This is a genomic window from Alkalihalophilus lindianensis (genome assembly GCF_032843265.1).
Lineage (GTDB): Bacteria > Bacillota > Bacilli > Bacillales > Bacillaceae_D > Alkalihalophilus > Alkalihalophilus lindianensis.
Genome location: NZ_JAWJBA010000044.1, coordinates 1 through 452 on the forward strand (window position 1 = coordinate 1; position 452 = coordinate 452).

At 34.7% G+C, this 452-nt stretch carries 1 protein-coding gene; it reads left to right on the top strand.

What is annotated here, in order from left to right; translation table 11 throughout:
- Positions 1 to 262 (top strand): GntR family transcriptional regulator (locus tag RYX56_RS21195; protein ID WP_317123970.1); only part of this gene is annotated, 262 nt, incomplete at its 5' end.
- Positions 263 to 452: the final 190 nt, after the last annotated feature.

The following is a 452-nucleotide window of genomic DNA, read 5'->3' on the forward strand; positions in this document are numbered from 1 at the left end:
TGAAATTGCGGGTCGACAAGAAGTTTGGAACTGGTTAGATGATCATAATATCCACCTGGAACGTTTTCGCTGGTTACGGGTCACCACAGAAGATCTTAATTTAAAAATTCTAATCAGCCAACACTATCGGCTGCTTGAGTCATTAATCAATAAAGATCCTGAAGAAGCCGATTTTTTAACAGCGGCCCATCTCCATATGATGTTAGATGAGCAAGAAATAGTAGTAAATAAATTTCCTGACTTTTTTAAACAAAATGATTAAAGAAAGATATTTTCGTTGCACAACTGAGATCTAGAAGAATAGCATAAACTTTAAGGTGACCTTGGATTTTATAAATTTTTTACCCAAAAAGTTATTTGTATGGAAAGAAATTTTTCAATCGGACAGGCAAGACATTTTGGAACAGTTCAACTACGTTATCGTAATAGATTTCCATGATCCTGTTATCGGG